The 23,513-nt window shown below is 73.4% G+C and carries 20 protein-coding genes and 1 pseudogene; 17 read left to right on the top strand and 4 right to left on the bottom strand.

Going from position 1 to position 23,513, the window contains the following annotated elements; all coding sequences use genetic code 11:
* On the bottom strand, window positions 1-2,022 hold the full coding sequence (locus Ari01nite_RS31505; protein WP_203785850.1) for an ATP-binding response regulator: 2,022 nt from the start codon (window positions 2,020-2,022) through the stop codon (window positions 1-3).
* A gap of 122 nt (window positions 2,023-2,144) precedes the next feature.
* Between Ari01nite_RS31505 and Ari01nite_RS31500 the strand changes: the two genes are divergently transcribed.
* Window positions 2,145-6,464: a PAS domain-containing hybrid sensor histidine kinase/response regulator gene (locus Ari01nite_RS31500; protein ID WP_203785849.1), complete on the top strand. Its 4,320-nt coding sequence runs from the start codon at window positions 2,145-2,147 to the stop codon at window positions 6,462-6,464.
* Here the strand turns inward: Ari01nite_RS31500 and Ari01nite_RS31495 are convergent.
* Window positions 6,419-7,663, bottom strand: coding sequence for a sulfite oxidase (locus Ari01nite_RS31495; protein WP_203785848.1), 1,245 nt, complete (start codon window positions 7,661-7,663; stop codon window positions 6,419-6,421). The two genes, Ari01nite_RS31500 and Ari01nite_RS31495, sit on opposite strands and share 46 nt — an antisense overlap.
* A 49-nt stretch (window positions 7,664-7,712) precedes the next feature.
* Here Ari01nite_RS31495 and Ari01nite_RS31490 point away from each other — a divergent pair, with 49 nt between their 5' ends.
* The 9 genes and pseudogenes from Ari01nite_RS31490 to Ari01nite_RS31450 all read left to right on the top strand — a co-directional run bounded on the left by Ari01nite_RS31490 (window position 7,713) and on the right by Ari01nite_RS31450 (window position 15,812).
* Window positions 7,713-8,846 carry an LLM class flavin-dependent oxidoreductase gene (locus Ari01nite_RS31490; protein WP_239163190.1) on the top strand — a complete coding sequence of 378 codons (1,134 nt, stop codon included), beginning with the start codon at window positions 7,713-7,715 and terminating at the stop codon, window positions 8,844-8,846.
* 13 nt (window positions 8,847-8,859) lie between these two features.
* Window positions 8,860-9,345 (top strand): MarR family winged helix-turn-helix transcriptional regulator, encoded by a 486-nt coding sequence (locus Ari01nite_RS31485; RefSeq protein ID WP_438872252.1) that lies wholly within the window; start codon window positions 8,860-8,862, stop codon window positions 9,343-9,345.
* A 60-nt stretch (window positions 9,346-9,405) separates the two neighbouring features.
* Window positions 9,406-9,930, top strand: coding sequence for a PadR family transcriptional regulator (locus tag Ari01nite_RS31480; protein WP_203785845.1), 525 nt, complete (start codon window positions 9,406-9,408; stop codon window positions 9,928-9,930).
* Window positions 9,927-10,423 (top strand): annotated as a pseudogene (locus tag Ari01nite_RS31475) (ABC transporter ATP-binding protein). Before Ari01nite_RS31480 ends, Ari01nite_RS31475 begins: the two are co-directional and overlap by 4 nt.
* Window positions 10,420-12,081, top strand: coding sequence for an FtsX-like permease family protein (locus tag Ari01nite_RS31470; RefSeq protein ID WP_203785844.1), 1,662 nt, complete (start codon window positions 10,420-10,422; stop codon window positions 12,079-12,081). The pseudogene Ari01nite_RS31475 and the gene Ari01nite_RS31470 overlap by 4 nt, the downstream one beginning before the upstream one ends.
* A 34-nt stretch (window positions 12,082-12,115) precedes the next feature.
* A complete protein-coding gene (locus tag Ari01nite_RS31465) occupies window positions 12,116-12,976 on the top strand; it encodes a tetratricopeptide repeat protein (protein WP_203785843.1) in 861 nt (286 codons plus the stop codon).
* 84 nt (window positions 12,977-13,060) lie between these two features.
* Window positions 13,061-14,023 carry a hypothetical protein gene (locus tag Ari01nite_RS31460; RefSeq protein WP_203785842.1) on the top strand — a complete coding sequence of 321 codons (963 nt, stop codon included), beginning with the start codon at window positions 13,061-13,063 and terminating at the stop codon, window positions 14,021-14,023.
* A gap of 125 nt (window positions 14,024-14,148) precedes the next feature.
* Complete coding sequence (locus Ari01nite_RS31455) at window positions 14,149-15,465, top strand: DUF11 domain-containing protein (protein WP_203785841.1); 1,317 nt, start codon at window positions 14,149-14,151, stop codon at window positions 15,463-15,465.
* Between the two features lie 98 nt (window positions 15,466-15,563).
* Complete coding sequence (locus Ari01nite_RS31450) at window positions 15,564-15,812, top strand: hypothetical protein (RefSeq protein ID WP_203785840.1); 249 nt, start codon at window positions 15,564-15,566, stop codon at window positions 15,810-15,812.
* Here Ari01nite_RS31450 and Ari01nite_RS31445 read toward each other — a convergent pair.
* The gene (locus tag Ari01nite_RS31445; RefSeq protein ID WP_203785839.1) at window positions 15,766-16,218 is read right to left on the bottom strand and encodes a MarR family winged helix-turn-helix transcriptional regulator; all 453 of its coding nucleotides are present in this window, start codon (window positions 16,216-16,218) and stop codon (window positions 15,766-15,768) included. The genes Ari01nite_RS31450 and Ari01nite_RS31445 overlap by 47 nt on opposite strands.
* 134 nt (window positions 16,219-16,352) lie before the next feature.
* On the opposite strand from Ari01nite_RS31445, the gene Ari01nite_RS31440 reads away from it, so the two are divergent.
* The 3 genes from Ari01nite_RS31440 (at window position 16,353) to Ari01nite_RS31430 (ending at window position 20,227) form a co-directional block, all read left to right on the top strand.
* Window positions 16,353-18,116 carry an ABC transporter ATP-binding protein gene (locus tag Ari01nite_RS31440; RefSeq protein ID WP_203785838.1) on the top strand — a complete coding sequence of 588 codons (1,764 nt, stop codon included), beginning with the start codon at window positions 16,353-16,355 and terminating at the stop codon, window positions 18,114-18,116.
* 81 nt (window positions 18,117-18,197) lie between these two features.
* Window positions 18,198-19,484, top strand: a complete 1,287-nt coding sequence (locus tag Ari01nite_RS31435; RefSeq protein WP_203785837.1) for an HNH endonuclease signature motif containing protein — start codon at window positions 18,198-18,200, stop codon at window positions 19,482-19,484.
* A 113-nt stretch (window positions 19,485-19,597) separates the two neighbouring features.
* Window positions 19,598-20,227, top strand: coding sequence for a hypothetical protein (locus Ari01nite_RS31430; RefSeq protein ID WP_203785836.1), 630 nt, complete (start codon window positions 19,598-19,600; stop codon window positions 20,225-20,227).
* A gap of 10 nt (window positions 20,228-20,237) precedes the next feature.
* Here the strand turns inward: Ari01nite_RS31430 and Ari01nite_RS31425 are convergent, their stop codons facing one another.
* Entirely contained in the window at window positions 20,238-20,606 is a 369-nt protein-coding gene (locus tag Ari01nite_RS31425; protein WP_203785835.1) for a VOC family protein, read from the bottom strand.
* Between the two features lie 59 nt (window positions 20,607-20,665).
* Here Ari01nite_RS31425 and Ari01nite_RS31420 point away from each other — a divergent pair, with 59 nt between their 5' ends.
* From Ari01nite_RS31420 to Ari01nite_RS31405, 4 genes are all read left to right on the top strand, one after another.
* On the top strand, window positions 20,666-21,295 hold the full coding sequence (locus tag Ari01nite_RS31420; RefSeq protein WP_203785834.1) for a nitroreductase family protein: 630 nt from the start codon (window positions 20,666-20,668) through the stop codon (window positions 21,293-21,295).
* Window positions 21,296-21,618: 323 nt separating this feature from the next.
* On the top strand, window positions 21,619-22,218 hold the full coding sequence (gene clsA / locus Ari01nite_RS31415; RefSeq protein ID WP_203785833.1) for a cardiolipin synthase ClsA: 600 nt from the start codon (window positions 21,619-21,621) through the stop codon (window positions 22,216-22,218).
* Window positions 22,218-23,183 (top strand): DUF881 domain-containing protein, encoded by a 966-nt coding sequence (locus Ari01nite_RS31410; RefSeq protein WP_203785832.1) that lies wholly within the window; start codon window positions 22,218-22,220, stop codon window positions 23,181-23,183. The genes clsA and Ari01nite_RS31410 overlap by 1 nt, the downstream gene beginning before the upstream one ends.
* The gene (locus tag Ari01nite_RS31405) at window positions 23,180-23,512 is read left to right on the top strand and encodes a small basic family protein (RefSeq protein ID WP_203785831.1); all 333 of its coding nucleotides are present in this window, start codon (window positions 23,180-23,182) and stop codon (window positions 23,510-23,512) included. Before Ari01nite_RS31410 ends, Ari01nite_RS31405 begins: the two co-directional genes overlap by 4 nt.
* The last annotated feature ends 1 nt before the right edge of the window (window position 23,513 follow it).

The following is a 23,513-nucleotide window of genomic DNA, read 5'->3' as shown; positions in this document are numbered from 1 at the left end:
TCAGGCCGCCGTGGCCAGCGTCGTCTTCAGGGCGTTGGTCAGTTCGGCGCTGCTGAACGGCTTGGGCAGGATGGTGCGGCCCGGCTCCAGCGAGCGGCCGTCGTCGTCGATGAGCGCCTCGGCATACCCGGAGATGAACAGCACCGGGGTGCCGGGGCGGTCGGCCAGGAACCGGTGGGCCAGTTGCCGGCCGTCCATGCCGGGCATCACCACGTCGGTGACCAGGCAGTGGATCGGGCCGGGGTGGGCCTCGGCCAGTTGCAGCGCCTCGGCGCCGGACCCGGCGGTCAGCACCCGGTAGCCCGCCTTGGCGATGAACCGGGCGGTGACGTCGCGCAGGTCGGCCTCGTCGTCGACCAGCAGCACGGTGACGTCGCCCGCGGGCTCGGGCACGTCCGCGGGCGGCTCCGGGGCGGCCGGCGCCAGCGGGGCGGCGCCGGCGGCGGGCAGCCGGATCAGCGCGGTGGTGCCCCGGCCCGGCTCGGAGGTCAGGGTGATCTCGCCGCCGGCCTGGGTCACGACGCCGTGCGCGGTGGCCAGGCCCAGGCCCGCGGTGCGGCTGCCGGCCTTGGCCGAGAAGAACGGCTCGAAGGCGCGCTGGAGCACGTCGGGCGGCATGCCCCGGCCGTCGTCGGCGACCGTGATGGTCGCGTCGCCGCCGGGGGACCGGCCGGTGGTGACGGTGACCGTGCCGCCGGCCGGCATCGCGTCCCGGGCGTTCTGCACCAGGATGTGCAGCAGCCGCTCGAACAGCCGCGGGTCGATGGTGACCGGCGGGACGTCGCCCGGGTGCAGGTCGAGCTTGACGCCCGGGCCGGCCGCCGCGGCCAGCGCCGGCGCCGCCTCGGCCAGGAACGCGTCGACCTCGACCACGGCCGGCTGGCTGATCTCCCGGCGGCCGAACGCCAGCAGCTGCTCGGTGAGCTTGGTGGCCCGCTCGCCGCCGCGGGCCACCTGGCCCAGGTCGTCGAGCAGGTCCCGGCCGGTGCCGGCGGCCAGCCGCCCGCCGGCCATCTCCTCGGTGATCGACTCGATGGCCAGGTGCAGGAAGCCGAGCATGGCGCCGAGCAGGTTGTTGAAGTCGTGGGCCATGCCGCCGGCCATCCGGCGCAGGCTGTCCAGCCGCTCGGCGTCGCGTTGCCGGGCCTCCTCCTGCCGCTGGCGCGTCTCGCGGCCGGCCCGCTCCTCGGCCGCCACCAGGTCGGTGATGTCGTCGATCATCACCACGGCGCCGGCCAGGTCGGCCTCCGGGTCGCGCAGCGGCCGCAGGTGCACGCGCAGCCAGCGTTCGTCGCCGTCGGGGCGGGTGATCCGGTTGCGGTAGCGGTGCTCGACGGCGTCGGCCGGGCCGGTGCGCACCGCCTCGAGGGCCTCCAGGTGCGCGTTCGGCTCGAGGCAGTCCAGCCAGCCGTGCTCCAGCAGCTGATCCGCGGCGCGCCCGGTGATCTCGGTGAGCCGGGGGTTCACGTACGTGGCGTAGCCGTCGGCGTCGAGCAGCGCGATGCCCACCGGCGAGGACGCCGCCATGGCCTCGAAGCGCCGCTCGGTGTGCCGCAGCGCGCGCACCTTCTCGACCAGCTTCGCGTTGACCGCCCGGGCGTGCACGGCCGCGAACTCCTCGGCCGGCCCCGGCTTGATCTCGACCGGTCCGTTACGCAGCGCGACCTCGACGGCGTCCAGCAGTTCGCGCGGGTCGGCGCTGCGCAGCACCACCTGGGACACGCCGCACGCCTCGGCGATCGGCCGGGTCTCCGGCTCCAGGTAGTTCGCGGTGTAGAAGATCACCGGGGCGTGCGCGGCCTGCCGGTCGGGGGCCGAGCGCAACCGGTGCACCAGTTCCAGGCCGTCGATGCCGGGCATCAGCACGTCGGAGACCACCACGTCGGGGTGCCGGCTCTGGGCCAGCGCGAGAGCGTCGGCGCCGTCGCAGGCCTCGATGACCTCGTGGCCGCGGTAGCCGAGCAGCATGGCCATCAGCTCCCGGTTGGCGGCCACGTCGTCCACGACCAGCACCGTCGCCACGCGATACCTCCTTCGGCCGAGCCCCGCTCCGCGGTGCCACCACTCCGAAAATAACCGCCCGAAAAGCACCCTGATGGTGGTATTCCGGATATAGCGCTTAGGGGCACAGGGAGGAACGCGGAATGTCGTCGTCGCCGGCCGTCGATGAGCGGCCGGTCTCCCGGCTCGCGACGGTCCTTTCGCTGCTGCTCGGCGGCCTGGCCGTCGCGCTCGGCCTGCTGGTGCTGGTCTACGGCCTGGTCGCCCCGGCCTATCCGGTCGCACCCGGGGCGCCGCTGTGCGGCCCGACCGGCACCGCGCTCTGCCTGGTCTTCCTCGGCGGTGGCGGAATGTGCGTGGGGGCCGGCCGCCGGGCCGGGACCGTGCTGCCGGTGCTCGCCGCAGTGACCGCGCTGATCAGCCTGTCGGACGGGCGCTGCCCGGCCGCGCCGGCCGGCGGGACCGAGCTGCTGCCGCTGGCCGGGTCGGATCCGGTGCGGCTGGCGCCCACCGCGGTCGGCGCCTTCCTGCTGCTGGCCGCCGCGCAGGCGACCCGGCTGGCCAGCCGGCGGTCGCTCGCGGTGATCGCCGGGCAGGCCGGCGCGGCCGGGGCCGGCGCGATCGGCATGCTCGCCCTGTACGGCCTGGTCTACCACGCCCCGATGCAGGCCACGGTGCCCGGCCAGCGTGGCCTGTCGTTCGGCACCGCGCTGGCCGTGCTGGCCGCGGCCGCCGCCACCCTGCCCGGCCCGCGCCGCACCGGCCTGGTCTGGGTGCTCACCGACCTCACGGCCAGCGCCATGCTGACCCGCCGGGTGCTGGCCGCCGCGCTGGTCGCCCTGCCGGTGGCCGGCTGGCTGCTGGCCCGCGGTGAGGAGGCCGGGTTCTACGGCTACCAGCTCGAGGCGGCGCTGTTCGTCACCGTCACCGTGGCGCTGGTGGCCGCGGTCAGCGTGATCACCGGCAGCCGGGCCGCCCGGCTGGAGGCGGCCAACGCCGCGGCCCGCCTCGAGCTGCGCCGGCACGGCCAGCTGGACACCATCCTGCGGCACACCCCGAGCGCGTTCTTCGTGAAGAGCCTGGACGGGCGCTACGAGCTGGCCAGCGCCGCGTTCGAGGACCTGTACGGCCCGGCCACCGGCCGGCTGGACCGCGACGTGCACACCCCGGACAAGTACGCCGAGATCGCGCGCCGGGACCAGGAGGTGCTGGCCGCCGCCGGCCCGCTGGTCTACGAGGTCGAGATACCCGCCGAGCGGGGCCACCGGACGTTCGTCACCACGGTGTTCGCGATGCGGGAGGACGACGGTTCCCCGTACGGCATCTGCGGGGTGACCACCGACATCACCCGGTTGCGGATCGCCGAGCGCAAGTTCAAGGCCCTGCTGGACGCCTCGCCGGAGGCGATGGTGTGCGTGGACGCCGAGGGCCGGATCCTGCTGGCCAACGCGCGCGCCGTGAACGTCTTCCGCTACTCGCGCGAGGACCTGGTCGGGATGCCGGTGGAGAACCTCATCCCGGAACCCCAGCGGCACCAGCACACCCGGCACCGCCGCGAATACCTGGCCGCACCCTCCCCGCGGGCGATGGGCGAGGGGATGCGGCTGACCGCGCTGCGCGGCGACGGCACCGAATGCCCCGTCGAGATCAGCCTGGCCACGGTGGACGGCGAGGGCGGCACCGTGGTGTTCGCGACCGTGCAGGACGTCACCGAGCGGCTCGCCCAGGCCCAGTCGGACGCGCAGCTGGCCGGCATCGTGGCCGCCTCCAGCGACGCGATCGTCAGCAAGACCCTGGACGGCACGATCCTGACCTGGAACCCGGGCGCCGAGCGGCTGTACGGCTACACCGCCGCCGAGATGGTCGGCAACGACGTGACCGTGATCCTGCCCGCGGACCGGCCGGACGAGGAGCGCGGGCTGCTGGCCCGGGTCAACTCCGGCGAGCTGATCAAGCACCACGAGACCCGGCGGGTCCGCAAGGACGGCACCACCATCTACGTTTCGCTGAGCATGGCGCCGGTCCGGGATCCGGGCGGGGTGATCGTCGGCGCGTCCACCATCTCGCACGACATCACCGCCGAGGTGGAGGCCGAGCGCCGGCTGCGGTTCGAGCGCGAGCAGTTCCAGATGATCATGGCGGCGGCCAGCGACCCGTTCATCAGCATGGACTACAACGGCCTGATCACCGAGTGGAACCGGCAGGCCGAGCAGGTGTTCGGCTGGCGGCGCGGCCAGGTGCTGGGCCGGCACGTGGTGGACACCATCCTGCCCCGCCGGTACGGCGCCGCGCTGGACCGGATGCTGGAGGGCAGCTGGGACTGGCTGCTGGACCGGCCCACCGAGATGGCCGCGGTGCGCGCCGACGGCACCGAACTGCCGATCGAGCTGACCATGTGGCGCATCCGCAGCGACGGGCCGTCCAGCTTCCACGCGTTCGCCCGCGACATCACCGCCCGCCGGCAGACCGAGCAGGCCCTGGCGCAGGCCCGCGACCAGGCGGTCGACACGGCCCGGCTCAAGTCGCAGTTCCTGGCCTCGATGAGCCACGAGATCCGGACCCCGATGAACGGGGTCATCGGTCTGTCCGGGCTGCTGCTCGGCACCGAACTCGGGGAGACCCAGCGCCGCTACGCGCAGGGCATCAACAGCGCGGGGGTGGCCCTGTTGTCGGTGATCAACGACGTGCTCGACTTCAGCAAGCTGGAGGCGGGCAAGATGGTGCTGGAGCGCGCCGACTTCGAGATCTGGCGGCTGCTCGACGAGGTGATCGGCCTGGTCGCCGACGCCACCGGCAGCAAGGACCTGACCGTCACGGCCCGCTGCGACCCGGCGCTGGCCGGCACGGTCAGCGGCGACGCCGGCAAGCTGCGCCAGGTGCTGCTCAACCTGGCCGGCAACGCGGTCAAGTTCACCCCGAGCGGGCACGTCACGGTGACCGCGTCGCCGGCGGCCGGCCGCGACTTCGCGCCGGGCACCGTGCCGGTCCGGTTCGAGGTGTCGGACACCGGCATCGGCATCGGTGACGAGCAGCAGGCGAGCCTGTTCGAGCCGTTCACCCAGGCGGACGCCGGCACCACCCGGCGGTTCGGCGGCACCGGGCTGGGCCTGGCCATCAGCCGCGAGCTGGTCGGCGTCCTGGGCGGCGAGATCGGCCTGGTCAGCGAGGCCGGCCGGGGCAGCACGTTCTGGTTCACGGTGCCGCTGCAGCCGCCGGTGGAGGACGCCGGCACGGCGCCGCGGCGGGCGCTGGACGGGCTGCGGGTGCTGCTGGTGGCCGGCGCCGAGGGGATCGCGCTCAGCGACCAGCTGGCGGCCTGGGCGATCGACACCACGGTGGCGGCCGACCCGGCCGAGGCGGCGCGGGCCCTGACCGAGGCGGCCACGGCCGGCCGCCCGTACGACGTGGCGGTGCTGGACGGTCCGGTGGACCTGCCGGCCGGTGCCGGGCTGACAGGGGGCGGGCCGGCGGGGGCCGGGCTCAAGACCGTGCTGGTCGGCACCGAGCCGGCCGCGGGCGGCCCGCACCACGCCGTGCTGTCCCGGCCGGTGCGCCAGTCGCAGCTGTACGACGCCCTGGTCAACGTGTTCGCCGGTCCGGGCGACGAGCGCACCCTCGGCACCGGCGCGTCGCCCGCGCCGGCCGGCCGCGGGCATGTGCTGCTGGTGGAGGACAACGACATCAACCAGACCGTGGCGCTGGGCATGCTGGCCAACCTCGGTTACACCGCGGACGTGGCCGGCAACGGCCGGGAGGCGGTGGAGATGGCCGGCCGCCGCGACTACCGGGCGATCTTCATGGACTGCCTGATGCCGGAGATGGACGGCTACCAGGCGACCGCCGCGATCCGGGCGGCCGAACCGGCCGACCGGCACGTGCCGATCATCGCGATGACCGCGGGCGCGCTGCCCGAGGACCGGCAGCGCTGCCTGTCCGCCGGCATGGACGACCACATCGCGAAGCCGCTGATGCCGGCCGACCTGGCCGCCGCGCTGGACGCCTGGACGCAGGAGCACCCGGCCGGGCCGGACCCGGCCGCCGGCGTGCGCGAGCAGATCGAGCAGCGGCTCGACCTGCTGCGCGGTGCCGGTGCCGCGCTCGGGCCGGGCGCGCTGGCCGGGCTGCTGCGCCGGCTCAGCGCGCACGCGCCCGGGCACGTCGAGGCGATCGTGCAGGCGGTCGCGGTGGACGACCCGGTCCGGCTGCGCGAGCAGGCGCACCAGCTCAAGGGCGTGGCCGCCAACCTGGGCGCGGGCGACCTGGCCGCGGTGTGCGAGCGGCTCGAGGCGGCCGGCGCGGACAACGACCTGGACGCCGCGGTCGAGCCGCTCGCCGGCCTCCGGCCGCGCACCCGGGAGATGCTGGACGCGGTCGACGAGATCCTGGCCGGGCTGGACTGGGACCAGTCGGACCGGGATCAGGCGGCGGTGACCGGCACCCGCACCACGGCGTCGAAGAGGTAGCCCAGCGTGTTGTGCACGGTGACGTCCGGCTGGGTGTTGCCGTGCACGTCGGTGGCCCGGGCGCGCAGTTCGTGCGTACCGGCAAAAGGCCGCCAGCCGATCTCCCAGCGCTGCCACACGCCCCCGGTGGGCCCCACCGGGCGGGCCCGCCGCCAGGTGCTGCCGTCCGTGCTGACCTCGACGTGCCGGATCGGGCCGTGCGCCGACCAGGACCGCCCGGTCAGCGTGGTGCGCACGCCCGCGGCGAACGGCACGGCCGGGTCGAGCTCGAACGCGCTCTTGACCGCCTGCCGGTCGAACGGCTGTCCCCCGGCCGGGTAGTCCGGGCCGAACAGGCGGTAGAACTGCGTGTTCCACGGCGAGAACAGCGGCTCGGCGGACACCTCGATGCGCCCCACCCACTTGATCGACGCGATGCCGATCCAGCCGGGCACCACCAGCCGCACCGGCGCGCCGTGGTCGGGCGGCAGCGGCGCACCGTTCATCTCGTACGCGAGCAGCACGTCGTCGAGGGCCTTGCCGACCGGCAGCGGGCGGCGCACCGGTCCCAAGTCGACACCGCCGCTGACGAAGTTCGCGTCCAGCCCCTCGGCCTGCACGTCGACGGCGTGCGCGGCCAGGCCGGCCCGGCGCAGCACGGTACCGAGCCGGACGCCCCGCCAGCGCGCCACGCCGATCGCCCCGAGCTGCCACCCGGTGCCGGAGACCGTCTGGCCCTGCTGGCTGGTGAAGTACCCGCGGCCGTTGCCGGCGCACTCGACCGCGGCCGAACGGGTCACGGACGGCAGCCGGCGCAGGTCGGCCAGCGAGAACGTGACCGGTCCGCCGCGCAGCCCGGCGCCGAAGACCTCCAGTCGCCAGGCCGCCTCGTCGAGCACCGGCGTACTGGTGTGGTTGCGGACGAAGAACCGGTCGACCGGTACGTGGAAGCCCTGGCCGCGCAGCGCCGCGAAGCGGGTCTCGGCGTTGGTGCCGAGTACCCGGAACAGCTCGGGCGGCAGCGGCTTGAGGATAGGACCGGCCGCTGCGGCCGGCGCCGCCGCCGCGGTGGCTCCGGCGGTCGCTCCGGCCGCGGCCGCACCGACGGCGGCGCTGAGCCGCAGGAAGTCGCGCCGGGAGAAGCCGCGCGCGGCACCGGCTGTCCACTGCTCCAGGCGCTGCGCGTCGTATTGGATCTCGTCCATGCCGGTCTTGTCCATGGCGAGATACTCTAGTCAACCGATGGAATATATGGATAGTGTGCGTCGCATGGACTTTCACTGGTTTCTGCCCACCAACGGCGACAGCCGCGACATCGTGGGCGGCGGCAGCGGCGTGCCGACCGGTGCGGCCGGCGGGGCGCGCCCCGCCAGCGTCGCGTACCTGGGCCAGATCGCCCGTAGCGCGGAGCAGCTCGGCTTCGTCGGCGCCCTCACCCCGACCGGTGCCTGGTGCGAGGACGCCTGGCTGACCACGGCGATGCTGACCGAGGTCACCGAGCGGCTCAAGTTCCTGGTCGCGTTCCGGCCCGGGCTGCTGTCGCCCACCCTGGCCGCCCAGATGGCGTCCACCTTCCAGCGGCTGTCCGGCGGCCGGCTGCTGCTCAACGTGGTGACCGGCGGCGAGTCGCACGAGCAGCGGCAGTACGGCGACTTCCTGGACAAGGACGCGCGCTACGCCCGTACCGCCGAATTTCTGGGGGTGGTCCGGGCGCTGTTCCGGGGCGAGACCGTGACGCTGGACGGCGAACACGTCCGGGTCGAGGGCGCCAAGCTCGCGCACGTGCCGGAGGTGGCGCCGCCGATCTACTTCGGCGGCTCGTCCAAGGCCGCCGGCCCGGTCGCGGCCGAGCATGCCGACATCTACCTGACCTGGGGCGAACCGCCCGCGCAGGTGGCCGAGAAGCTGGCCTGGATCCGCTCGCTGCGGCCGGACATGCGGTTCGGCATCCGGCTGCACGTGATCACCCGGGACACCGCGGAGCAGGCCTGGGCCGAGGCCGGCCGGCTGATCGGCGGGGTGCCGGAGAGCGCGATCGCGCAGGTGCAGGCCGGGCTGCGGCGCAGCGAGTCGGAAGGCCAGCGCCGGATGCTGTCGCTGCACGGCGGCTCCCGCGACGGCCTGGTGGTGTCGCCCAACCTGTGGGCCGGAGTGGGCCTGGTGCGCGGCGGCGCCGGCACCGCCCTGGTCGGCAGCCACCGGGAGGTCGCCGACCGGCTGGAGGAGTACGCGGCGCTCGGCATCGACGAATTCATCCTCTCGGGTTACCCGCACCTCGAGGAGGCCTACTGGTTCGGCGAGGGCGTGCTGCCCGAACTGGCCCGGCGTGGCCGCTGGTCGCACCCGGCAGGCCGCCTGGCGACGGCCACGGCCGCGGTGCCGTTCGCCGGGGTCCCGATCTGAAAAAATGTCCCGTGTGGACAGTGTCGATCTTACCAGCGGCCGTGACCTGCGCGACGAACTCGTGCAGCTGATGCACCGCTACGGCATGGCGTCGCAGCAACTGGGCGCGTACTTCGCCCAGAAGCACGGCCTGCACCCCACCGACCTCCAGGCGCTCATCGCGGTGTTCCAGGCGGAGCGGGCCGGCGATCCGCTCACCCCGGGCCGCCTCGGCGAGGCGGTGGGGCTCTCGTCGGGCGCGGCCACCGCCGCCATCGACCGCCTGGAGCGGGGCGGGCATCTTCGCCGTACGCGGGAGAGCCCGGACCGCCGGGTGGTGCACCTGCGCTACGGCGAGCCGGGGATGGCGGTCGCGGTCGGCTTCTTCGGCCCGCTAGGCGTCCGCAGCCACGCCGTGATGGACCGGTTCAGCCGGCCGGAGCTGACCGCGATCCGGCGTTTCCTGCTGGCCATGACCGAGGTGCTCACCGACCATCACGAGGAGATGAAGCGGGTCTGACCCGGAGCGTCTAACTCTAGCGTATATACGCGAGGTATACTCTCGGTGTACGGTGGCGGCATGAGCGTACCCCTCACCCTGCTCGGCCTGCTCGAGCGCCAGCCCAGCCACGGTTACGACCTGAAACGCGACTACGACCTCTACTTCGGCGGCGGCCGGTCGCTGCCGTTCGGCCAGGTGTACTCGACGCTGGCCCGGCTCGCCCGGGACGGCAAGGTGGTGATGGACGAGGTCACCCCGGGTGAGGGCCCGGAACGCAAGCGGTACGTGATCACCGACCGCGGCGCCACCGAGGTCGACACCTGGCTGACCGAGCCGGTCGCCCCCGAGCCGCACCTGCAGACCGTGCTGTTCGCCAAGGTCGTCCTGGCCCTCATGCTGGACCGGCCGGCCGACGCCTACCTGGACACCCAGCGCCGCTCCCACCTGGCCCGAATGCGCGAGCTCACCGAGGTCAAGCGGGGCGGCGGGCTGGTCGAGGGGCTGCTGGCCGACCACGGGCTGTTCCACCTCGAGGCCGACCTGCGCTGGATCGAGACCACCGCGGCCCGGCTCGACGCTCTGCGGGCGCAGGTGCAGCGATGACGGCCGCGCTGGAGGCCCGTGGGGTCGCCCTGTCGCTCGGCGAGACGCCGGCGCTGCGCGGCGCCGACCTCACCGTGGCGGCCGGCGAGATCGTCGCGGTGATGGGCCCGAGCGGCTCCGGCAAGTCCACGCTGCTGCACTGCCTGGCCGGCATCCTGGTGCCGTCGGCCGGCGGGCCCGGCAGTGGTTCGAGCTGCTCGGCATCGGCGGCCTGGAACGGCGCCGTTCCGGCGAGCTGTCCGGCGGCCAGCAGCAGCGGGTCGCGCTGGCCCGCGGGCTGGTGGCCGAGCCGCAGGTGCTGTTCGCCGACGAGCCGACCGGCGCGCTCGACTCCCTCACCGGCGAGCAGGTGATGGACCTGCTGGTGCGGGCCGCCCGGGACCGGGGCACCACGGTCGTGCTGGTCACCCACGAGCCGCGGGTGGCCGCCTGCGCCGACCGGGAGGTCATGGTCCGCGACGGCCGGGTCACCACGCCGGCGGTAGCGCCGTGATCGGGTTGGGCCTGCGTCTTGCGGTGGCCGGCGGCCGGTCGGCGGCCGGGCGGCTCGCCCTGGTCGGCGCGGCGGTCGCGGTGGGCGTCGCGCTGCTGCTGGGGACGCTGGCCGGTATCAACGCGGTACAGGCCCAGAATCTGCGCTACGCCTGGCTGAACAGCGCGGTCACCTCGGCCGCCACCGGCCCGGAGGCGGCCGACCCGGCGGGCTGGGCGCTGCGCCTGGTGCTCGGGTTCGCACTGTTCCCGCTGGTGCGCCTCGGCCTCGCCGGGTTCACCCTGACCGGGGAGCGGTTCTTCACCGGCGACCTTTCGCTCAGCACCGCCGACGTGCTGCTGGTCGCGCTCGGGGTGCCGGTGGGCGCGGCGGTCGCGGCCCGGATCGCGTTGCGCCGGGTGCGGATTTCGCCGCTCGGAGTCAGCCGCCGCGTCACGCCGAAGCCGCCGCGCGCCTGGCGGCTACTTCCGGTGGCGGCCGGGCTCGCCGAGCTGGTGTGGTTCGTCGGCCGTCGCCCGGACACCACGAACGGGCAGCTGATCGCGTACCTCTCCGGCATTGTCCTGGTCATGACCGGGCTGGTGGTCGCCGGGCCGTGGCTGACCATGACCGGTTCCCGCCTGCTCGCCCACCGGGCCGGCCGCCCGGCCACGCTGATCGCCGGCCGCCGCCTCGCCGACGACCCGCGGGCCGGATTCCGGGCGGTGAGCGGGCTGATGCTAGCGCTGTTCGTGACCACGGTGGCGACCGGCGTGATCACCACCGTGGTCAACCACCGGGGTGCCCAGCCGCCGGGCAGCGCGATCCACGACAACCTGACCGTGACCTGGTATCCGGAGGAGCAGCCGCCGGGCACCAGCCCGCCGCCGGCCGCGGCTGTCCCGGCCGCGCTGCGCACCACCGCCGGGGTCGAGGACGTCATCGCCGTGCACGGCCAGGAGCCCGCTCCGGGGCACCTGGCCGGCCTGGTCGACTGTGCGGCGCTGGCCCGGGTGCCGCAGGTGGGCCGCTGCCCGGCCGGCGCCGCGGTGGCCGAGACCCACCACGACCTGTTCGACCCGCGGGACGGCGGGGAGCGGGTGTGGTTGCCGTCGCCGCTGACCCCGGCGCAGCTCGCGGAGCGTCCGCTGCTCTCGGTCGTGGTCGTCACCGACGGCTCGGCGGCGGCGCTGAACCGGGCGCGGACCCTGCTGCAGGGGGCGTTCCCGGACGCCCAGCCGGCGGCCACCCAGGGCGAGTGGCGCAGCAACTTCGCGAACAGCCTGGTGCAGTTCCAGCGGCTCGCCGACGTGGTGATCGTGGCCAGCCTGCTGATCGCCGGGTGCAGCCTGGCGGTCAGCGTCACCGGCGGGATCAACGAGCGGGCGCGGCCGTTCAGCCTGCTGCGGCTCGCCGGGGTGCGGCTGCCCGAGCTGCGGCGGGTGGTGCTGCTGGAAAGTGTGGTGCCGCTGCTCGCGGTCGCGATGGTGGCGGTAGGTGCCGGGTTCCTGGCGGCCCACCTGTTCCTGAGGTCGCAGCTCGGCTACCGGCTCGATCCGCCCGGGCCGGCCTACTACGCGACGGTGCTGCTCGGCCTGGGGCTGTCGCTGGTCCTGATCGTCTCGACCATGCCGCTGCTGCGGCGGGTGACCGGGCCGGCGGCGGCGCGCAACGAATAGGAACCCGGTCGCACCCCGCCGGGTGCGCAGGTCGGTGGCCGGACGGCCGATCGAGGCGGTCGTGCGTACCGACACCCTGCTCGGCCGGGCCGACGACCTGCTGCACCACGGGCGGGCCGGCCAGGCTGCCCACCTGCTGGCACCCGTGGTCGGCGAGGAACCCGGCAACGTCGAGGCGTGGCTGCTGCTGGCCCGGGCCCGGCTCGCGCTGCACCGGCCGGCCGAGGCGCTCGACGCGGCCCGGGCGGCGCTGCGGCTCGAGCCGCGCGGCGTGGAGCCGCTGTACTGGGTGAGCGCCGCCTACACCGCGACCGGCCGGCACGACCTGGCCGTCTCGGCGGCCACCACGGCCTGCGCCGAAGACCCGGGCAACCCGCGCCTGTTCGAGCGGCACGGGCGGGCCCTGCTCGCGGCCGGCCGGGTCGCCGAGGCGGTCGAGGTGCTCGCGATCGCGGTCGAGCTGGCGTACTACGACGCCGATCTGCACGTCGCGCACGGGGTTGCGCTGTTCGCGGCGGGTCGTCCGCTCAGCGCGCGGGACGCGTACGGCCAAGCCTTGAGACTGGAGCCCGGCCACCCCCGGGCCGAGACCGAACTGCGGCGTCTCGCCGCGGCCGAGCGGCGGATCGTCGACGCGACCTCGCTGGTCCGGGTCACCGACGACTTCGCGGAGTCGCTGCGGGTGCCGGCCGGTGGCGTGCAGCCGGTGCCGGTGGGACGGGGCGTGCTCGGTCACCTCGCCTCGGTGGTGTTCGCGGTGTGCCTGGTGGCGGCGCTGGCGCTGGGTGTGCTGGACCGGTTCACCACGGTGCCGGTGCCGATGCCGTTGATCGCGGCGATGCTCTGCGGTGCCGGATCGGCGGCCTGCGTCACGCTGCTCGCCCGCCGCACCTGAAGCAGCCCGCCGCACCTGAAGCAGATTGCCGGGAACCGGCCGCCAGTTTGAGTCGTCTCATCCCCCTGTCGACACTCGTTGGGGGTGACCATGATCGGCCGGCTGGCGGCTTGGGGCGCGGGACTCGCGATGGTGCTGGTGGCGGCGGGATGCGGCGGTGACTCCGGCGCCGGGGACAGCACGATGCCGGCGGAGGCGCCACTGGTCCAACCGACCTGGGAGTCCTGCGCCGCGGCGGCACCGTCGGCGCGGGGACTCGACGGGGCGCAGGACGCGCTGTCGATGCCACGGCTCGACGGCAGCTTCCAGCCGGTGTCCGCGGTGGTCTGCGGGTCGGCGCCGGTCAAACAGGCCAACGGCAGCACCGCGCTCGTTGCCTCCGAGAACAAGGCCACCGACATCGCGGCCGTGGTCGCCGCCCTGCGCCTGCCGGACGAGGCGCCCACCGACGGCGCCTGCACGATGGACCTGCCCGTGGTGCCGTGGCTGGCGCTGGTCGACGCGGACGGACGCTGGGTGCAGCCGGGCGTGCCCAAGGACGCGTGCGGCAAGCCGCGGATCGAGTTCCGGGACGCGTTCGGTGCCATGCGGACCACGCAGGTGTCGGCCAAGCCGGTGCAGGAACTGGAGTCGGCCGAGGCGGCGAAGACCGGGTGTGGGCAGTCGTGGGCCGACATGGTGTGGGCCACCAGCCAGATGGGCCTGGGCAGGACCGCACTGCCGGTGCTGCCGGCGGCTGACGCGGCCGCGCGGATCTGCGTCTACACGGTGCCGGAAGACCAGCGGGGCACCGGGAAACCGGCCGGCCGGTTCGCGTCCGGCGGGCGGCTGGCGGCGGAGAAGTGGGCCGGGGCGCGGGAGCAGCTGACCGTCTCCAAGGACGCGGCCGCCTGCAGCACGCCGGCGACCCGGTTCGCGGTCCTGCAGGTGGAGCAGGCGACGCTCTACGTTGAGGCGGACGGCTGCGAGCGGGTGCTGGTGGAGGCCGGTGGCCGGTCCAGCCTGCGGCAGGGGTCGGAGTCTCTCGGCACGCTGCTGTTCGGCTGAGGACGGGGCAGCGGGGCCGCGCGGTTTCCATTACCGTGTGGCCCTCAGTCCACGGGGGAGCTGGTCACATGCGTGCACAGTTGGCGGCAGCACGGTTGGCGGCAGCACGGTTGGCAGCAGCACGGTTGGCAGCAGCACCGTTGTTCGCCGCCGCCCTACTCGTCGCCGGTACGCCGGTCGCCGCCGCGGCCGCGGCGCCCAGCCTGCAGATCGAACTGCGCCAGTACGAGGACATCAGCGTGGGGCGGACCGCGTTCGAGCCGGAGTTCCGGCTCTCGGCGTCCGGCGGGCCGGCCACCGGGGCGGTCCTCACGGTCGGTCTGGCGGGGCTGGCCGACACCATCAGCGTCACCGGGGTGGCGGACGGCTGCACCCGGGAGGACGCGACGGTGCGGTGTGCGATCGGCGACCTGACGACGGCCACGGTGCGGCCGGTGCGCCTGGTCGCGTCGGTGACCGAGACCCAGCCGGCCGGGGAGCTGCGGCTGGCGCTGACGGCTGCCGAGGGCGGCGACGTCGCGCGGGCGTTCCCGGTGCGGGGGCTGTCGCGGGGGCCCGACCTGTCGCTGTGGGCCGAGCAGGTGCCGGCCGGGGAGCCGGAGCAGGAGCGCCCGCTGCCGATCCGGGTGACGAACAACGGCGACGTGGTGGCGCGGACCAGCCGGCTGGTGCTGACGGTGCCGCAGGGGCTCGGCGTCGGCGACGGCGAGCAGGACCCGGGCTGCACCTACGAAGGCGGCACGGCGGCCGGGCGGTTCCACTGGGGAGAGGTGACGTTGAGCTGCCCGTTCGTGCGGGACATCCAGCCCCGGGAGACATTCGAGCTGCTGTCCCGCTTCTTCGTGATCCTGGGCAAGGACACCCCGGGGCCGGGCGAGTTCCGCGGTGAGATCGCGGTCGAGGTGGCCGGCGGGGATTTCAACGAGCAGGACAACGAGGGGCCGCTCTCGGTGCTGGCGCCGGCCAACACGCTCGACGTCGTGGTGCGGGCGCAGGCCTCGGCGACGGCGGTGACCTGGACGGTGACCAACAACGGGCCGTCGAGCGCGATCGGGTGGACGGCCGACCTGGTGCCGCCGGCGGGGTCCCGGTTCGGGTCGGCGGCGGGCTGCACGGCGCGCGGGACGGGGCTGCGGTGCGTGTCGGAGGAGTGGCTGGCGCCGGGTGCGTCGGTGTCCCGGACCGTCCCGCTGCGGGTCACCGGGACGGCGGGACGGCCGGGGTCGGTCACCGTGGGCGACACCGGGCCGTCGAAGGAGACCGTGCCGGCCGACAACACGGCGGCCATCACGCTGCCGGGGAGCGGTGGCGGTGGCGGGGGCGGTGGTGAGCTGCCCATCACCGGGCCGGGAGCCGCTGTCGCGGGGCTGAGCGTCGCGGGGATGGGCGCGGTATTGGCGGGCCTCGTTCTGCTGGTGCTCGGGCGGCGCCGGGTTCGCTGACAACTTGGTCCATTCCAGAACAAAGTTCGTCCGGTTCGACCGTTCCCCCTGGTGATCGCCTGGCCTACATTGCGTAGGAGGTGGTGGGAGGTTCGGCGATGAACGCGAACCATGTGGTCGGCGGTGTGGCGCTGCGGCCCGGCGTGTGCCTGGTCATCGCGGAGGCCGACTACCTCTACGGCATTGGCGCGGTGACCGTGGTGGTCGCGGGCGTCGACCGGATCTTCTGGTACGCGGGCGAGGACTGGGTCGAACTGCACGGCAGCCAGGTGATGACCGGCGGTGCGACGGTGCCGCGGATCATCTCGGTGCGGGTGGGTGCGCTGCGGGCGGCGGTGCGGCAGTAGGTCCGTCGATCAACTTGCGCAGGATCGCCATCAGTGCGGTGCGGTCGTCGTGGCCGAGCGCGGCGAAGAAGCGTTCCGCCTCGGCCTCCCGCGCGGCCTGGATCGCGCGGTTGGTCTCGACGCCCGACGCGGTGAGTGCGACCAGGGTGGCGCGCCGGTCGGCCGGGTCGGGGCGGCGCTCGGCGAACCCGAGGCGTTCCAGGTCGTCGACCACCTCGGTGGCCGAGCGCGGGGCGATCCGCAGGTGCTCGGCGAGGGCGCCGGGGCGCAGTTCGGCGTGCCCGGCGAGCACCCGCATGGCGCGGGCCAGCGACGGGGACAGGTGCCAGGGCTCGAGCGTCACCCTCGTGCGGTGCCGGAGCCGGTGGGCCACCGCGAAGAACGCCTCGGACAGGCTGTCGGTCACGCGGAATACCGTAGCAGCGACTTCGGTTGTAACCTCATAGTGAGGTAACCTCAGCACCTGTCTTTCCTGGCGGTCCGTCGCGCACCGCGTCGCCGGTGCGCGCGCACACGTCGTACGGCGAAAGGATTTTGATATTGCCCAAGAACAGAGAAGTCTCCGCGGCTGAGAAGGCTCAGGCCCGCTCCGTGTCGCTGCGCCGGATCGGCGCCCTGTTCCGCGCCCACCGCTGGTCGCTGGCCGTGGTGGTGCTGCTCATCGTGGTCACGTCGATCCTCGGCATGGCCGCGCCGTTCCTGCTCCGCGAGGTGATCGACGTCGCCCTGCCGCACGCCGACCTGCGCCTGCTGGCCTGGCTGGTGGCCGGCATGGTCGCGGTCGCCGCGGTGAGTGCTGTGCTCGGGGTCGTGCAGACCTGGATCTCCACCACGGTGGGTCAGCGGGTCATGCACCGGCTCCGGGTCGACGTGTTCGCGCACCTGCAACGGCAGTCGATCGGCTTCTTCACCCGCACCCGCACCGGCGAGGTGCAGTCCCGCATCACCAACGACATCGGCGGCATGGAACAGGTCGTCACGTCGACGGCCACCTCGATCGCCGCCAACCTGACCACCACGGTCGCCTCCATCGTCGCGATGGCCGCGCTGTCCTGGCAGCTCACCCTGGTCTCGCTGGTCGCGCTGCCGCCGGCGATCTGGCTCACCAAGCGGGTCGCCCAGATGCGCCGCGAGATCACCGCCCGCCGCCAGCGCGAACTCGCCGACCTGAACGTCACGATCGAGGAAGGGCTGTCGATCAGCGGCATCCAGCTGGCCAAGACCATGGGGACCGGTCCCGCGCTGGTCGACCGGTTCACCGCGTCGTCGCGCCGCCTCATCGACCTCGAACTGCGGTCCGAGCTGGCCGGTCGCTGGCGGATGGCGTCGATGTCGATCGTGTTCGCCGCCATTCCGGCGGCCATCTACCTGTCGGCGGGTCTGCCGTTCACCGCCGGCACCATGAGCATCGGCACGCTGGTCGCCTTCACGGCCCTGCAGAGCGGCCTGTTCCGGCCGCTGATGGGGCTGCTCAACGTGGGTGTGTCGCTGACCGCGTCGCTCGCCCTGTTCGCCCGCATCTTCGAATACCTCGATCTGCCGATCGAAGTGCAGGAACCGGCGAGGCCCGTGCGGATTCCGGCGCCGCGGGGCCACCTGCGCTTCGAGGAGGTGACTTTCTCGTACGCGGGGAGCCCGTCGGCCGCGGTGGCCGGGGTGAACCTGGACGTGCCCGCCGGGTCCTCGCTGGCGCTGGTCGGCGAGACGGGTTCGGGCAAGAGCACGATCGCGGCCCTGATCGCCCGGCTGTACGACCCGACGGCCGGCCGGGTCACCGTGGACGGTGTGGACGTGCGGGACCTGGCACTGGCCGATCTGGCCTCGATCGTCGGGGTGGTCAGCCAGGAGACCTACCTGCTGCACACCACGGTCCGCGAGAACCTCCGCTATGCCCGTCCAGAAGCCACCGACGCGGAGATCGAGGCCGCAGCCCGGGCCGCGCAGATCCACGACGTGATCGCCGGCCTGCCGGACGGCTACGACACCATGGTCGGCTCGCGGGGGCACCGGTTCTCCGGCGGTGAGAAGCAGCGCATCGCCATCGCCCGGACACTGCTGCGGGACCCGCGGATCCTGGTGCTGGACGAGGCCACGAGCGCGCTGGACAACGAGACCGAGCGGGCGGTGCAGCGGGCGTTCGACGAGTTGTCCCGCGGCCGGACCACGGTCACGATCGCGCACCGGCTGTCGACGGTCCGCGCCGCCGACCAGATCGTGGTGATCGACCACGGCCGGGTGATGGAATCGGGTACCCACGAGGCGCTGGTCGACGCGGGCGGGCGGTACGCGACCCTCGCCGCGTAGGTGGTTGGGTGGTCCTGCAAATGGTGGGGAAGGATCTTTGTGGGTTCCGGGGTTGTCGTACGGGTGTTCTAATTTGGGCGGGTGCTTGAGGATGTGGAGCGGCTGCACGCCGACACCGCCAAGGTTGCGGGGTCGGCGTGCTGGTCGCTGGCCGATTCCGAGCTGATCTCCTGTCTGCGGGCGGCGCACGGGCTCGTGCAGGCCGCGCAGATGATGACGGTGCGGCTGGTGCAGCAGGCCGACAAGCGCGGCATCCCGGGCTCGCACGGTCACCGCACCACGGCCGGCTGGCTGCGCAGTCAACTATTGATGGACCATGGGCCCGCCCGGGAACTCGCCGGGCGGGCCACCGCGTTCCGAGCGCGTCCCGCCGTCGAACAGGCGATCCTCGACGGCGAGCTCGACCTGCGGCAGGGCGACGTGATCGCCGCGTCGGTCGGCGCCATTCCGGCGACGCTCGCCGACATCGTCGAGGACGGTGGGCCGGCGGCCGACGGCACGCTGATCGCCGACGAGGCCGAGGCGTTCCTCCTCGAGCAGGCCGGCCAGTTCCCGGCCGAACAGCTGCGGCGGCTCGGCGAGCGGATCCTGACCCATGTCGCGCCGGAGGTTGCCGAGGCGGCCGAGGAGGCGGCGTTGCGCCGGCAGGAAGCCCGGGCGTACGGGAAACGGGCGTTCACGATGTCACGGCCGAACGACGGCGTGGTCCGGGTCTCCGGGTCCCTCACGGTCGAGGACGCCGCAACCGTCGCCGCCGCCATCGATCCGCTGTGCGCGCCGAAACCCGACGACGACCGGCAGCCCGCCCAGCGGCGTGCCGACGCCCTCGTCGAGGTGTGCCGCCTGACGCTGCGGACCGGGGACACGCCGGACAACGGCGGCGGGACGGCCCACGTGTCGGTGACGATCCCGTACGACCCGCTGACCCGCCTGCTCGGGGCCGGGATCACCGACGGCGGCGAACGGATCTCCGCGGCCACCGCGCGGCGGATGGCCTGTGACGCGCTGATCGTGCCGATCGTGCTCGGCGGCAAGAGCCAGATCCTCGACGTCGGCCGCGCCTGCCGCCTGGCCACGGCCCCGATCCGGCGCGCGCTGGTCGCCCGGGACAAGGGCTGTGCGTTCCCTGGCTGTGACCTGCCGCCGCGCTGGTGCGACGCGCACCACCTGCACGCCTGGTCGGCCGGCGGGGTCACGAGCCTGGACAACCTGGTCCTGCTGTGCCGCCGCCACCATCGCTACCTGCACGATCCGGCGTACGGATGGCAGGTCCGGCTGGCCGAGGACCGGCTGCCGGAGTTCATCCCGCCCGCCTGGATCGACGCGAGCCGGGAGCCGCGCCGCAACCTCTACCATCCGCGGACGTGAGGGCGCCGAGCTGTGGTGACACCGTACGGCACCCGGAGAACTCTCAACCGGTGTGCCGCTCTAGCCGATACCGCTGGGCGACCCCCTTTGCAGCAAGTAGAGAGGACCTCCCGATGGCACAGGGCACGCGAGAGATGCCGGTCCGGGCCGACGGGTGGCGCCCCACGGACCAGGTGTTCGAGGGCATCATCAAGCGCTGTGTCGAGGACGCCGAGGCGGGCGCTTCCCGCGACGGCACCCGGGAGTACATGGCGGGCGCCGTGATCCTGGTGGTGCTGTTGGTGGTCATGCTGATGGCCGGGGTGCCCACCGAGATGGCGCTGCTGATCCCGGGCGTCCTGTTCGGGGCCGGTGCGCTCTACATGATCACGGCCACCAAGCCGGAGCCGGTCAAGCGGCACCGGGCGCTGGCGCCGCTGGGCGGACCGGGGCGGCTGCCGGCCGGCTACCTGGTGCACCCGCGCGCCTGGCAGGCCGGCATGGCGGAGCACGTCGCGTACATTCCGGAGTCGCAGCTGCGGGCCGCGGCCGAACTGTGCAGCTCGTTCCCCGGCTCGGTCGACGACCTGCTGATCTTCACGGGCACGATCGCCGCTCAGTTCCCGGCGCCGCGCAACGCCTCGGGCGCCGACGTGGACCGGCGCGCCCGCGACCTGGTGCTGGTGGGCATGCCGATCCTGCGCGACTACAACGAGAAGTATCCGGCGCCCAAGCCGGCACCGGCCAAGGGCAAGAAGAAGTAGCCCGGACCGCCTACAGCTCGACGCAGAACTCGTTGCCCTCGGGGTCGCGCATCACGACCAGTTCACCCTGGTCGTCTTCACGCTGGTCGTCTTCACGCTGGTTGTCGGCGACGGTCGCCCCGAGGGCTTCGAGTCGTTTCACCTCGGCCGCGACGCCGTCCGGGGCGCGCAGGTCGAAGTGCATGCGCAGCTTGGTGGTCTTGCTCTCGGGCACCCGCTGGAACCACAGGTTGGGCCCGCCCCAGCCGGGCGCCTCCACGAACGACTTGTCGGACGTCGAGTCCTCCTCGAGTTCGCCGCCCAGCGCCGCGGCCCAGAACCGGCCCACGACCAGCGCATCGGCGCAGTCGAACGTCACTGACTTGATGTAGGTGGCCACGTTCGCACTTTATCGGCCGTGTCGATCCCGTTTCTCGTGCAAGGTTTAGGGTGACCCCCATGCCTGCTGAGCCGGAAGATCTGCCCGTGCTGGCCGCGCTGCACTCGACCCCCGCGCGCCGCTACCTGTCCGACCGGCCGATCGAGGACGACGTGATCCGGCAGCTGCTGGACGCGGCGATCCGGGGGCCGAACGGCGGCAACACGCAGCGGTGGGCGTGGATCGTGGTGCGTGACCCGGAGGTGAAGGGGCGGATCGCGGCGTTCTACCGGGAGGGCTGGGAGAACAGCTACGGCCGGCACCGGGAGCGGTTCCTGACGGGGGAGGAGCCGGGGCGGGCGCTGTTCCGGGCCGGTGACCACCTGGCGGCGCACCTCGAGGAGGCGCCAGTGTGGATCTTCCCGGTGCTGCTGGGCGCGGCGAAGTCGCAGAACCCGCGGCTCGGGTCGTCGATCTACGGTGCGGTGCAGCAGTTGATGCTGGCGGCGCGGGCGTTCGGGATCGGGTCGGTGCTCACGACGCTCTACTCGGGACATGAGGACGAGGTACGCGAGCTGCTCGGGTTGCCGGAAGACGCGCTGACCATGGCGCTAATCCCGCTCGGGTATCCGGCGCGTGGCCGGTGGGCGCAGCCGAAGCGGCGGCCGCTCGACGAAGTTGTGCACTTCGAGCGGTACCGAACCTCCTAGTCACTCTTTCGGGTTTGTGCCGGTTTGACCGTGCGGGGCCGCTACCAGGGAATTCAGATGACTAGGTTCCTAGGACGCCGGACACGGTGTGCGCCACGCTACGGGTGGGCGTACCCGAACGCGCGGCTGGTTATAGTTGCTCGGCGAGTGACCGGTTCGGGGGGTGTCCGGCTGGTCGGGGGGACCGCTGCCGGGTGACGCGTCGCCGAGTGACCAGACGGCAAGTCTGGTTGCGTGCGGCCTGTCGGGAGACAGTGCCGGGGTGACATGGTGCCGGGCGGCGCTGGGTCGTGCCCGGCACCGGAGGGGGAGAGGAAGTCGCGATGTCGCAGCAGCCTGCGCCGTCCATCGCTGCCTCCAACCGGATCTGGACCCTGCCCAACGTGATCAGCTTCCTCCGGCTGCTGGGCGTCCCGCTTTTCCTTTACCTGCTGCTCGGGCCGCAGAACGACGTGGCCGCGGTGATCGTGCTGGCGGTCGGCGGCACCACCGACTGGGTGGACGGGTATGTGGCGCGCCGGATGAACTCGGTGTCCCGGCTCGGCGAACTGCTCGACCCGTTCGCCGACCGGCTCTACATCCTGGCCACCCTGATCGGGTTCACGGTGCGCGGCGTGGTGCCGTACTGGCTGACCGGCGCGCTGCTGCTGCGCGAACTGGTGCTCGGCGTCGCGCTGCTGGTACTGCGCCGGCACGGCTACGGCCCGCCGCCGGTGCACTACGTCGGCAAGACCGGCACGTTCGTGCTGTTGGCGGCGTTCCCGGTGATCCTGCTCGACCAGGCGGTGCCGGCCGTGGAGGCCTGGGCCGGCCCGGTCGGCTGGGGGCTGGCCTGGTGGGCGCTGGCGCTGTACTGGGCGGCCGCGGCGCTCTACCTGGCTCAGGCGGCCCAGCTGTTGCGGGCCGCGCGGACGGCTGCCTGATGACGACGCCAGAGCCGCAGCCGGATCACCAGCCGGATCCCCAGGCGGATCAGCAGCCGGATCAGCAGCCCAAGCGGGTTTTCCAGCCGGATTTTTTGACCGAGCTGTTCCGCAATCCGCTCGAACCCGGCTATGCCGCCGCGGCCGCCCGCAAGGCCAAGGAGGGCGAACCCACCGGCCCGCGCAAGTGGATCACCAGCGGGATCTCGGCGCTGACCCTGGTGTGCCTCGGTTTCCTGCTGGTGGTGGCCTACCAGCAGACCGTGGCCGACGAGCCGGCCCGCAGCAAGGCCCGGGACACCCTGATCGAGCAGGTGCAGAAGCGCCGGGACGAGACCGCGCGGCTCCAGCAGCGAGCGGACACCCTCGGCAAGGAGGTCTCCGACCTGCGGGCGCGCGAACTGGGCGGCGCCACCGTGGCCCGGCTGCGTGAACTGGAGGCGGCCACCGGGCTGGCCTCGGTGCGCGGCTCCGGCGCCACGGTCACCGTCGGCGACGGTCCGACCCCGATCAACCCGGTGACCGGGGAGCGCAACACCACGGCCCGGGTCAAGGACACCGACCTGCAGCTGGCCACGAACGCGCTGTGGTCGCTGGGCGCCGAGGCGATCGCGATCAACGGGCAGCGCCTCACCGCGACGTCGACGATCCGGCAGGCCGGTGAGGCCATCCTGGTCGACCAGCGTCCGGTGACGACGCCGTACGAGGTGGTCGCGATCGGCCCGGACGACCTGGCCGACGAGTTCTCGGACGGCTACGCGGGCCGGTTCTTCCGGGAACTCTCCGCCAAGTACGGCATGTCCTTCGACACCGGCGAGGTGGACGACGTGACACTGGCGGCCGCCACGGAGCTGAAGCTACGGGTGGCCGAACCGTCCGCCCCGCCGCCCGAACCGTCGGGCTCTCTACCACCCCACAGCAAAGCGGCCGAGCCGCGCACCTCATCGTCGGAAGGCGGCCGATGATCGCCGTACTCGCCCTGCTCGCCGGGATCGTTCTCGGCATCGTGTTCCACCCGACCGTGCCGGCTGCGCTCCAGCCGTACCTGCCGATCGCCGTGGTGGCAGCTCTCGACGCGGTGTTCGGCGGCGTCCGCGCCAAGCTGGACGGCATCTTCGACGACAAGCAATTCGTCGTCTCGTTCATCTCCAACGTGCTGGTCGCGGCGTTGATCGTCTACCTGGGCGACCAGCTGGGCGTCGGCGGGCAGCTGTCCACCGGCGTCGTGGTCGTCCTCGGCGTGCGCATCTTCGGCAACGTCGCGGCGATCCGCCGGCACCTGTTCCGGGCATAGT

This window comes from Paractinoplanes rishiriensis (genome assembly GCF_016862375.1).
GTDB lineage: Bacteria > Actinomycetota > Actinomycetes > Mycobacteriales > Micromonosporaceae > Actinoplanes > Actinoplanes rishiriensis.
Note: the sequence above shows the minus strand (reverse complement) of the source record. Positions and strands in the feature narration are given on the sequence as shown.

Coding starts and splice junctions, on each gene's coding strand:
- Ari01nite_RS31500 (WP_203785849.1), top strand. CDS start 2,145: ATGTCGTCGTCGCCGGCCGTCGATGAGCGGCCGGTCTCCCGGCTCGCG.
- Ari01nite_RS31495 (WP_203785848.1), bottom strand. CDS start 7,663: ATGGACAAGACCGGCATGGACGAGATCCAATACGACGCGCAGCGCCTG.
- Ari01nite_RS31490 (WP_239163190.1), top strand. CDS start 7,713: ATGGACTTTCACTGGTTTCTGCCCACCAACGGCGACAGCCGCGACATC.
- Ari01nite_RS31480 (WP_203785845.1), top strand. CDS start 9,406: ATGAGCGTACCCCTCACCCTGCTCGGCCTGCTCGAGCGCCAGCCCAGC.
- Ari01nite_RS31450 (WP_203785840.1), top strand. CDS start 15,564: ATGAACGCGAACCATGTGGTCGGCGGTGTGGCGCTGCGGCCCGGCGTG.
- Ari01nite_RS31430 (WP_203785836.1), top strand. CDS start 19,598: ATGGCACAGGGCACGCGAGAGATGCCGGTCCGGGCCGACGGGTGGCGC.
- Ari01nite_RS31420 (WP_203785834.1), top strand. CDS start 20,666: ATGCCTGCTGAGCCGGAAGATCTGCCCGTGCTGGCCGCGCTGCACTCG.
- clsA (WP_203785833.1), top strand. CDS start 21,619: ATGTCGCAGCAGCCTGCGCCGTCCATCGCTGCCTCCAACCGGATCTGG.
- Ari01nite_RS31410 (WP_203785832.1), top strand. CDS start 22,218: ATGACGACGCCAGAGCCGCAGCCGGATCACCAGCCGGATCCCCAGGCG.
- Ari01nite_RS31405 (WP_203785831.1), top strand. CDS start 23,180: ATGATCGCCGTACTCGCCCTGCTCGCCGGGATCGTTCTCGGCATCGTG.